General features: G+C 73.1%; 7 protein-coding genes. 1 reads left to right on the top strand and 6 read right to left on the bottom strand.

Features of this window, described 5'->3' with window-relative positions:
• Positions 1–686, top strand: a 686-nt coding sequence (locus D7V93_RS28190; RefSeq protein WP_147451379.1) for a SagB family peptide dehydrogenase, incomplete at its 5' end; no start/stop codon positions are given.
• A gap of 43 nt (positions 687–729) precedes the next feature.
• On the opposite strand, the gene D7V93_RS28185 is transcribed toward D7V93_RS28190, so the two are convergent.
• The 6 genes from D7V93_RS28185 to hppD all read right to left on the bottom strand — a co-directional run.
• Entirely contained in the window at positions 730–1,152 is a 423-nt protein-coding gene (locus tag D7V93_RS28185) for a BMA_0021/BMA_0022 family TOMM bacteriocin (RefSeq protein WP_120646331.1), read from the bottom strand.
• A 1-nt stretch (position 1,153) separates the two neighbouring features.
• Positions 1,154–5,245, bottom strand: coding sequence for a TOMM system kinase/cyclase fusion protein (locus D7V93_RS28180; RefSeq protein ID WP_244237557.1), 4,092 nt, complete (start codon positions 5,243–5,245; stop codon positions 1,154–1,156).
• A gap of 8 nt (positions 5,246–5,253) precedes the next feature.
• On the bottom strand, positions 5,254–7,047 hold the full coding sequence (locus D7V93_RS28175) for an FHA domain-containing protein (RefSeq protein ID WP_120646329.1): 1,794 nt from the start codon (positions 7,045–7,047) through the stop codon (positions 5,254–5,256).
• Between the two features lie 32 nt (positions 7,048–7,079).
• Entirely contained in the window at positions 7,080–8,171 is a 1,092-nt protein-coding gene (locus D7V93_RS28170) for an alpha-hydroxy acid oxidase (RefSeq protein WP_120646328.1), read from the bottom strand.
• A gap of 6 nt (positions 8,172–8,177) precedes the next feature.
• Positions 8,178–9,383, bottom strand: a complete 1,206-nt coding sequence (locus D7V93_RS28165) for an aminotransferase-like domain-containing protein (RefSeq protein ID WP_244237556.1) — start codon at positions 9,381–9,383, stop codon at positions 8,178–8,180.
• Positions 9,380–10,312: 4-hydroxyphenylpyruvate dioxygenase (gene hppD / locus D7V93_RS28160; RefSeq protein WP_120646327.1), on the bottom strand; the 933-nt coding region annotated here is incomplete at its 5' end. The genes hppD and D7V93_RS28165, both read right to left, overlap by 4 nt.

Here is a 10,312-nt window from a genome sequence, read left to right as displayed (position 1 = left end):
CGCCCGCCCTCAAGCCGGCGGTGACGGAGGAGGTGCTGGAGCTGTTTCGCCCGGACGTGGAGGCGCTGCGCGCCGGGGACCTGTCGTTCACCGAGGTGCTGGAGAACCGGCGCAGCCTGCGGGGCCGGGGCGCCGCGCCGCTCACGGTGCGGCAGCTGGGCGAGCTGCTGTTCCGCGCCGCGCGCGTGCGCGACGTGCGGGCCACGCGGGACGGCGACATCACGGACCGGCCCTACCCCAGCGCCGGAGCGGCGTACGCGCTGGAGCTGTACCCGCTCGTCGGCGAGTGCCAGGGGCTTGCCCCGGGCGTGTACCACTACGATCCGCTGGGCCACCGGCTGGAGCGCCTGAGCGGCCCCACGCCGGAGTTCCACGCGCTCCTGGACGAGGCCCGCGCGCCGGTGGAGCCCTTCGATCGGCCGGAGGTGCTGATGGTGGTGGCCGCGCGCGTGCCCCGGCTCGCGTGGAAGTACGAGACGCTGGCGTACTCGCTGGTGCTGCAGGACACCGGAGCGCTGGTGCAGACGCTCTACCTGGTGTCCACCGCGCTGGGCTTGCGGCCCTACGCGCTGGGGCGCAGCGACCCGGATCTCTTCCAGCGCGTGGCGGGCGTGGACGGCTTCGCGGAGGCGTCCGTAGGCGCCTTCGCGGTGTCCGGGGGAGAGCCGGCGGCCGACCCTCCCTGAAGCGGCCAGGCCCGGGGCCCGGACATGCGAGCCCCGGACGGCGTCAGCAGCAGGGGCTGCCGCAGCAGTGCGAGCGGTTGTAGGTGTCCGTGAGGCTGGACAGCGCGACCGCGTGGTCCGCCACGTTGTCCGGCTTCCTCGGCAGGGCCAGCTCCACGTCGGCGCTGGCGAGCTTCCAGTCGGGGGCGGCCGCCGGATCCTTCGCGGTGGAGGCGACGACCTTCAGGTGGATGCCGGCGGGCAGCTCGAAGTCGAACCGCTCCTTCAGCGCCTGCCGGGGGTTCTTCTGGAGGGCCTTCTCGAAGGCGGGCTCCTTCCACGACAGGGCGACGGCGCGCATCCAGACCGCCTGCCACTCGTTCACCGAGGCCTGGGCCCCCTGGCCCGGCGCGCGCGACTTGCGCGCCAGCGGGCGGGCCTTCGCGGGCGCGGGTGCGGCCTTCGACTCCGGCTTCTTCTTGCTCATGTCAGCTGTCTCCTCCCAGCGCCGCCAGCAGCGCGCGGGCCTCCACGACGGGCGGTGTCCCCAGCCCTTCGGTGAACGTACTGTAGATCGTCTGGAGCCGTTGCCGGGCTTCTTCCTGTCGGCCCGATGCCTGGAGCAACCGCGCCAGCGCGGTGACGGCCTGCAGCTCCGGCATCCGCGCGCCCTGCGCATGGGCCACCTCCGCGGCCTGCCGGAAGCACGCTTCCGCCGACAGGGCAGAGTTCCCGTCACGCTGGAGCAGCACCCGGCCTTTGACGCGGAGGAGCTTCGCCTCGTGGTAGCCCTCGCCCAGGGCCTGCGCGCGCTCCCGGCCGCGCTCCACCGAGGCGAGCGCCGCGTCCACGTGGCCCAGCTCCAGCTCCAGCTCCGCGAGGATGGCGTAGTACGCGGGCTGGTCCATCTCCGTGCCGAACGCCTCGCGCATCGCCACGCCCTGACGCGTCGCCGCCAGGTCCTTCGCCGCCCAGCCGCGCAGGATGCCCACGTAGGCGGACTGCTCCAGCAGGCCATGGCGGTGGGACAGCTCCGCGTGCTGGGAGATGAGCCGCTGCGCCTCCGCGCGGTCCCCGTGCTCCTGCGCCATGAGCAGCAGGTAGATGAACGACAGACCGATGCTGGTGCCGTGGTTCAGCTCGCGGCCCCACGCCACCGCGGCCTCGCCGTGCGCGCGGGCCTGATCCGCGAAGCCCAGCAGCCACAGCGCCCGGCACAGCACCACCTCGCCGCCCACGCGGGTGTCCTGCCCGTAGAGGATGCGGTGCATGCGGTGCGCGACGGGGTCGAACAGCGCGACGCACCGCTCCGCGCGCGCCTTCGCATCGCCCAGCCGGCCTTCCAGCAGCTCACAGTTGGAGAGGATGGTGAGCGCCACCGCCTCCTGGCCCGCGTCCCCGGAAGCCTGCGCCAGGGCCACCAGGCGGTCCAACAGCCCGCGCACCCGACGCTGGTCGCCCCCCAGGTGGTAGTAGATGGAGAGGACCCACAGCGTCGGGGCCGCGTAGGGGCTCTCCCCCACGGTGAAGAGCAGCTCCAGCGACCGCTCGGCCACGGTGCGCAGGTCCTGCGAGCGCCAGCCCTGGGTGGACATCAGCGCGGGCGCGAGCACCCCGTTGAGGCTCAGCTCCAGCTGTGCGCGCTCCAGCGGCTCCTCGATGGCGTCCAGCCAGGAGAGGCCCAGCCGGGCGAACAGGATGGCCTCCACGTAGGCGGAGCGGATGAGCGCGGCGAGGGCGGCCTTCTGCGCGTAGACGATGGCCTTGCGCTTGAGGTTCGCGCTCGCGTGGTGGTGCGCGAGCAGGTCCGGGCGCTCGTTCACCACCTCCGGGAAGTGCTCCTCCAGCGCCGCCGCCGTCTTCGCGTGCACCTGCTGCCGGTGCCGCTTGAGCATGGAGTCGTAGGCCGCGTCGCGCACCAGCGCGTGCTTGAAGAGGTACGCGGGGCCCTTGGGGCGGCGCTTGCGGTGCAGCAGGCCCGCGCCCACCAGCCGCTCCAGGTCGGCCTCCAGCGCCTCGGGCGTCAGCGGGCTGACGTGGCGGAGCAGGTCGTGCGACAGCTCACGCCCCAGCACCGAGGCGATCTGCGCCGTCTCCTTGCTCCGGCCCAGCCGGTCCAACCGGGCGACGAGCAGGTCGCGCAGCGTGCCGGGGACGGCGGGGCCCGCCTTGCCGGCGTCCAGCGCGAAGCGGCCCTCGCGCTCCACCAGCGCGCCGGACTCCAGCAGCGTGCGCACCAGCTCCTCGATGAAAAGCGGGATGCCGTCCGTGCGCGTGGCGATCTCCTCCAGCGCCTCGGGCGACAGCGGCCCCCCGGCCGCGGCGGTGGCCAGCCGCTCCACCTCCGCGCGCGCGAGGGCGCCCAGCTGCACCTGCATCACGGAGGACGAAGGCCACGGCGGCTCGAACTCCGGCCGCGCGCTGAACACCGCGAACAGGCGCTGCGACGGCACCTCCGCCACCAGCTCCTTCAAGAGCTCCAGCGTGGACGGGTCCGCCCAGTGCAGGTCCTCCAGCGCCAGCACCACCGGCTGCCGCTCCGCCATCGCGGCGAGGAACGCAAGCAGCGCGTGCCGCGTCAGCTCCCGGTGCTTCAGGGGCGGCACGTCCAGCGGAGCCCAGCGCTCCGGCGGCAGGGGAAGCGACAGCAGCGGGGCGAACAGCGGCATCGTCTCCGGCAGGTCGAAGCTGAAGCCGGACAGCAGCGCCTCCAGGCCCTTCAGCCGGCCCTCCGGCGACAGGTCGCGGTTCGGATCCACCAGCCGCGTGAGCAGGTCCACCACCGGGAAGTAGGCCTGGCTGGAGCTGTCCGCCGTGCAGCGGGCCTCCAGCCACGTGTGCGGATCCACGCCCAGCTTGTCGCCCAGCTCGCGGGTGAGGCGCGACTTGCCGATGCCCGGCTCGCCGGTGACGAGCACCGCCTGCCCCTGCCCCGCGCGCACCTGCTCCCAGCGCGACAGCAGCAGGTCCAGCTCCCGGGTGCGGCCCACCAGCGAGAGCGCGTCGTCCGCGCCGCTCCACGTCGCGTCCGCGCCCTGGAGCGCGAACGTCTCCAGGCCGGGAGGCAGCAGGTCGCTCACGGACGGGGACCCGGGCACCAGGGGGAAGTGCTTGCGCACGAGCTGCTGCGTGTCCCCGGTGACGAGGATGCCGCCCGAGGGCGCGGACGTGGAGAGCCGGAACGCCAGCTTCGGCGTGGTGCCCACCACGAAGCCCAGCCCGGACAGGGTCGGGTCCCGCTGCTCGCGCGACACCACGAGCCCCGTGTGCACGCCCACGCGGATCTCCACCCGCGTGCCGCGCTCGGCCTCGATGGCGCGGCCCCGGCGCTGCACCTCGGCCACCATGTCCAGCGCGGCTTGAGCGGCGCGGCGGGCGTCGTCCTCCCGCGCGGCCGGATAGCCGAAGTAGAAGAGGACGATGTCGCCCAGCGCGCTGGCGATGTGGCCGTTGTAGCGCCGGGCGATCTCGATGCAGACCTCCTGCTGGGCGCCCAGCACGTGATCCAGCTCCTCGATGTCCACCGGGCCCGGCGCCATCGCGGTGGCGGACAGCGTGCAGCACACCACGGTGAGCTGCCGGCGCTCCCCTTCCGCCCACCGCCGCGCGCGCGTGGACAGGGCGTTGGGCGTGCGGCTGCTCAGCTCCACCGTCGCCGTCTCGGCGTTGGGGGCCGCGGGCTGGATGCGCACGGGCGCGGGCCGGCGCGGCAGGTTGGACAGGTCCACCGCCTCCAGCTGGCGCAGCAGCACCTCCGCTGAGATGGTGCGCTGGGACGGGTCCTTCGCGGTGGCCTTCTGGAGCAGCTTGCCCACCGGGTGCGCGGCGATGCCCGCGGGGATGGCCACCGGCTCCGCGGAGAGCTGCTGGAAGATGACCTCCGCGACGGTGGCGCCCTCGAAGACGCGCTTGCCGGTGAGGCACTCCAGGAACACCAGGCCCCAGGCGTACAGGTCCGAGCGCGGCGTGGGCGGCTGGCCGCGGAGCTGCTCCGGCGCCGCGTACGACGGCGTGCCCAGCGACTCGTTGGTGGAGGTGATGCGCGGCTGCGGCTCCGCGCGCGTCAGCTCGTCCGTCACCGACCCGATGCCGAAGTCCAGCACCAGCGCGTTGCGGCGCGCGCCGGTGGGAACGACCATGATGTTCGCGGGCTTCAAGTCCCGGTGCACCACGTTCTGCGCGTGCGCGCACGCCAGCGCGTCCAGGAGCTGGAGCATCAGGTGGCGCACCTCCACCGGATCCAGCACGCCCTCCTCCGCGAGCACCTGCGCCAGGTTCTTGCCCGGGACGAACTCGAAGATGGAGTACACGGCGCCGCCCTGCGCCCGCCCGGAGTCGATGAGCCGCACGATGTTCGGGTGGTGCATCTGCGCGCACAGCTTCATCTCGCGCTCGAAGCGCGCGCTGCGCCGCTCCACCGACTCCGGCGTCGCGCCCTCCGTCAGCCGCAGCAGCTTCACCGCCACGCTCTGGCCGGTGGTCACCTGCCGGGCCTTGTAGACGCGGCCGAAGCCGCCCTCGCCCAGCTCGGACAGGAGTTCGTAGCGGCCCTGGAAGGCTTCCAGCAGGTTGGGATCCATTGGGTTCTTCATCGCGCTCCCCGAGCCTCAAACCGTTGTCGACCCTGCCTGGGCAGGGTGATGACGAACTCCGTGAACTCGCCCGGCACCGTCTCCATGCGGAAGGTGCCCTGGTGGCCCTGGACGATGATGTCATGGCTGAGTGACAGCCCCAGCCCCGTCCCCTGCCCCGGCGGCTTCGTCGTGAAGAACGGGTCGAAGATGCGCTGCGCGCTGTCGGCCGGAATGCCGGGGCCGTTGTCGCGCAGGCGCACCTCCACGGACTCCGGACGCGCCAGGGTGCGGACCTTGAGCACCGGCACGTACGCCGCCCCCTGGGCCGTCCACTTCTGACGCATGGCGTAGAGCGCGTTGTCCACGACGTTGATGATGACGCGCCCCACGTCCGCGCGGACCAGCTCCACGCGCTCCACGGAGGGGTCGTATTCCACGTCCAGCCGCACGGGCACCGGCTCACCGCGCACGCCGCCCTGGCCCAGGGCGAGGCTCTCCGCGACGAGCGCGTTCAGATCCACCGCCTCGCGCGGGCCCGGCGAGCGGCGCGCGTGCTGGAGCATGCCCTGGATGAGCGCGTCCGCGCGGCGGCCGTGCTCGTTGATCTTCTGCACGTTCGTGCGCAGGCAGGCGAGCGCCTCGTCCACGTCGCGCACGGACTCGGGGCCCAGCCGCTCGCGCTGCGGCTCCAGCACGCCGGCCAGGTCCTCCGTGAGCCCCACCGACAGGCCGGCGAAGTTGCTGATGAAGTTGAGCGGGTTTCGCAGCTCATGCGCCATGCCGCCCACCATCGACGCGAGCGAGGCGAGCTTCGCGTCCATGATGAGCTGCATGCGCTGCACCGTCTCCTCCTCGATGCGGCGGTAGAGCCGGGCGTTCTCCAGCGCGAGCGCCGCCTGCCCCGCGAACGCGACGAGGAAGTCCAGGTCGTCCTCGGAGAAGCGGTTGGGCGTGGAGAGGTTGTCCACGTACAGCACGCCAATGACTTCGTCGCGCGGCTTGAGCGGCACGCACATGGAGGCGCGGATGGAGTTGAAGATGATGGACTGCGCCGCGTCCAGGCGCGGATCATTCACCGCGTCGGAGAAGAGGGCCGCCACGCTGCGGCGCAGGACGAAGTCCACGATGTTCTGGCTGAAGATGGGCCCGCGCACGGCCGTGCCCTCCGCCGTCTTCGACACGCGCGGCTCCAGCTTCCCCGTCTTTTCATCCAGCAGCAGGATGACGCCCCGGTCCACGTGGAGGATCTGGAACGCGAGGTCCAGCACCTTGCCCAGCAGCGTGTCGAAGTCGTCCGTGACGGACAGCAGCTTCGCCACCTCCTGGAGGATGCGCAGCCGCTCCCTCGCGCGCGTCGCCGGGCTGGCGGACTCGGACGCGGACGGCTCCGGACCGGCGGCCGGGCCCGCCACCGCCTGCACCAGCGTCTTCAGCGGCACCCGGGTGAGCGCGCGCGTGAGCTGGGGACGGGGCTCGTCGGAGGCCCCGGGCGCGTCCCCGGGCTGGCCCGGCGCCACCGAGGAAGGGGCCTCGGGGGTGAGCAGGAAGACGAGCTCCCCCAGGGTCAGCGTGTCGCCAGGGCGCAGCTCCTTGCGGCGGATCTGCAAGCCGTTGACGAAGGTGCCGTTCTTGCTCTGCAGGTCGGTGACGAAGAAGCGCCCGTCGGAGGACTCGATGCGGGCGTGCTGACGCGACAGGCTGCGGTGCGGAATGCAGATGGCCTGGTCATCGGCGCGCCCGATGGTGAGCGGCACGTCTCCCAGCGGATAGGAGAGCTCATCCGCCTGGCCTGGGTTGTAGACGAGCATCGGCACGGCGGAACCCCCTCGGAGGCGGAAGCCTAGCCGAAAGCAGCCCGGCGCCGGAGCACCGACCCGTCCAATGCCGAAAGCGTGGGCCGGCCCGACAGCGCCAGGGCCAGCTCCAGCTCCTCGCGCAAGAGCGACAGCAGGTGGCCCACGCCCTCCTCGCCGCCCGCCGCGAGCCCCCAGTACACCGGGCGCCCCACCAGCACCGCCTTCGCTCCCAGCGCCAGCGCCTTGAGCACGTCCGTGCCCCGGCGGATGCCGCCGTCCACCAGCACCTCGCAGCGGCCACGCACCGCCGCCACCACCTCCGGCAGCGCCTCCAGCGGCGGAAGGGCCCCGTCCAGCTGCCGGCCGCCGTGGTTGGACACCACCAGCCCGTCCACGCCCGCCGCCACCGCGCGCTCCGCGTCCTCCGCCGTCAGGACGCCCTTGAGGAGCACCGGCAGCCGCGACACCGAGCGCACCCACGCGACGGCCTCCCACGTCAGCGCGGTGTCGAAGTCCCGCGACGCATGCGCCGCGATGCCCGACTCGCCCGGCGCGCGGGTGGCCAGCGCCTGGCTCACGTCCGCGTCGAAGTTGGCCGCGCGCACGTGGGCCGGCAGGCCGAAGCCGCTGCGCATGTCCCGCATCCGGCGGCCCAGCCGGGGCGTGTCCACCGTGAGCACCAGCGCGCGGTAGCCCGCGGCCTCCGCGCGGCGGATGAGCGCCGTCGTCACCGCGCGGTCGCGGAAGCAATACACCTGGAACCAGAGCGGCCCCGTCGCGGCCCGGGCCACGTCCTCCAGCGTGCGGCTGGCCATCGTGCTGACCGTCATCAGCCCGCCCAGCGCCCCGGCCGCGCGAGCGGTGGCCACCTCTCCCTCCAGATGCGCGAGGCACTGGTACGCCATGGGCGCCACCACCAGCGGGTGCGCAAGCATCGTGCCCAGCAGGCTCACGGAGGTGTCGCAGCGGGACACGTCCACCAGCACGTTGGGCCGCAGCCACCACGCGTCGAAGGCCTTGCGGGCGTCGCGCAGCGAGGACTCGTCGTCACTGCCGCCGTACACGTAGTCGAAGACGCCCGCGGGCAGCTTCGCGCGGGCCTGCTGCTCGTACTCGTCCAGGCACAGGGGACGCATGGGCCCTCAGCCCCGCGCGAGGACGCGGCCCAGCCGGGCCACGGCTTCCTCGATGACGGCGGGCTCGGCGTGGGAGAAGTTGAGGCGCAGCCCGTGCGACGCGCTCCGTCCACCCACCACGGAGAAGGCCTGTCCGGGAAGGAAGGCCACCTGGACCTCCTCCAGCGCGCGGCCGAGCAGCGCCGTGGTGTCCACGCGGTCGGGGAACTCCACCCAGACGAACATGCCGCACGCGGGCTTCGTCCACCGCGCGCCATGCGGGGCGAGGTGGCGCTCCAGCGCGGCGACGAGCGTGTCGCGGCGCTCGCGGTAGCCCGCGCGCAATTGCTCCAGGTGCGCCGGCAGCGCGCCGGACTCCAGGAACGCCAGCACCACGCGCTGGGCGAACGTCGTGGTGTCGATGTCGCTCGCCTCCTTCACCGTGGCGAGCCGGCCCACCATCGCCTCCGGCACCACCACCCAGCCCACCCGCAGCGCGGGCGCCAGCACCTTGGAGAAGGAGCCGACGTAGTACACCCACCGGTCCTCCAGCCCGCGCAGCGCCGGCAGCGTCCCGGGCTCGTACTGCAGGAGCCCGTACGCGTCGTCCTCGATGATGGGCAACTGGTGCTCGCGCGCCAGGGCCACCAGCCGCTGGCGCGACGCAAGCGGCATGCTCACGCCCAGCGGGTTGTGGCCGTCGCTCATCGTGTACAGCAGCGCGGGCCGCTCACCCTTCTCCAGAACCGCGCGCACCGCGTCCACGTCGATGCCCGTCTCCGGGTGCGTGGGCACCGTGAGCCGCTTCGGCTGGAACGGATCCAACACCTGCTGGAAGCCCGAATAGACGCGGTCCTCCAGGAGCACCGTGCCGCCCGGATCCAACAGCAGCCGCGTGAGCAGGCTCATCCCCTGCTGACCGCCCGCGGTGAGGAACACCTGCTCCGGCACGCACGTGACGCCGCGCAGGGCCATCAACGCCACCACCTGCCGGCGCAGCGGCTCCAGCGTGGGCCGGTACTGGAGCGCCAGGGGCTCCTCCGCCATCACCCGCGCGGCGGCGTCCGCGAGCCCCGCGGAGGGGAACAGCGACGGCGCGGGGAGCCCCAGCGCCAGCGAGAGGATGCCCGGCCGGTGGATGCGCTGGAGCATGTCCTGGATGGCGGACGGCTTCAGCTCCCGGGCCCACGCCGCGAGCGGCAGCGACACGGCCTCACCCCGGGCCGCGCTCACGCCTGGACCCGCGCGTAGTCACGCTCCACCGCCTCGAAGAGCGCGCGGATGTTGGCCCCCCCGAAGCCGCGCGCCTCCTGGCGCTGGATGGCCTCGAAGAACAGCGTCTGGCGGGGGTGCACGGAGCGGGTGAACGTCTGCAGCAGCGTCCCCCACTCGTCGCGGTCCACCAGGATGCCCAGCTCGCGCAGCGGGCCCATGTCGAAGGAGAGCGTGCCCAGCCGCGACTCCAGCCGCTCGTAGTACCGCGTGGGGATCTCCAGGAACGGCAGGTGCCGCTGCAGCTGGCGCACGCACCCGACGATGTCCGGCGTCAGCAGCGCCAGGTGCTGCACACCGGGGCCACCGTGCCGGCGGAGGAACTCGCCAATCTGGCCGGGGTTCTCCCGCGACAGCGGCTCCTGCAGCGGCAGCACGATGCCCGCCGACGGGCTCTGCACCACCTTGGAGTTCATCCCGCTGGCGTCCGTGTGGACGACCTCCTGGTGGGACTGCCGGAAGCCGAAGACGTGCTGGTAGAAGCGCACCGTCGCGTCCAGCGTGCCCGGCTCCAGGCAGATGGCCAGGTGGTCCAACCCGGAGAACAGCCCCGCGTCCAACGCGACGGGCGCTTCACACGCCACCAGCCCCGGAGGCAGGAACGTCCCGGGCGCCGCGTCGCTCTGGATGAGCGAGTGCACCACGTCACCCACCGCCGCCACGGTGGCCTGGAGCATGCGCCGGCCCACGCCGTCCTTCCCCGTCACCGGCTCGCGCAGCGGCTGGGCCCCACGCTGCGTGACGTGTCCGAACGCCGCCAGCGCGTCCTTCGTGCGCAGCGCGATGTCCCGGATGCCGTCGCCATGCCGCTCGACGAACACGGAGGCCGCGTCGTCCGCCGCCAGCCCCTGCGTCAGCAGCAGCCGCAGCGTCCCCTGCCGCAACAGGAC

Source organism: Corallococcus llansteffanensis (assembly GCF_003612055.1).
Lineage (GTDB): Bacteria > Myxococcota > Myxococcia > Myxococcales > Myxococcaceae > Corallococcus > Corallococcus llansteffanensis.
This window is presented reverse-complemented; position numbering and strand designations above follow the sequence as displayed.

What these genes read in the sequence shown, in the direction of transcription:
- D7V93_RS28185 (WP_120646331.1), bottom strand. Translation starts at nt 1,152, where the DNA reads ATGAGCAAGAAGAAGCCGGAGTCGAAGGCCGCACCCGCGCCCGCGAAG.
- D7V93_RS28180 (WP_244237557.1), bottom strand. Translation starts at nt 5,245, where the DNA reads ATGGATCCCAACCTGCTGGAAGCCTTCCAGGGCCGCTACGAACTCCTG.
- D7V93_RS28175 (WP_120646329.1), bottom strand. Translation starts at nt 7,047, where the DNA reads ATGCTCGTCTACAACCCAGGCCAGGCGGATGAGCTCTCCTATCCGCTG.
- D7V93_RS28170 (WP_120646328.1), bottom strand. Translation starts at nt 8,171, where the DNA reads ATGCGTCCCCTGTGCCTGGACGAGTACGAGCAGCAGGCCCGCGCGAAG.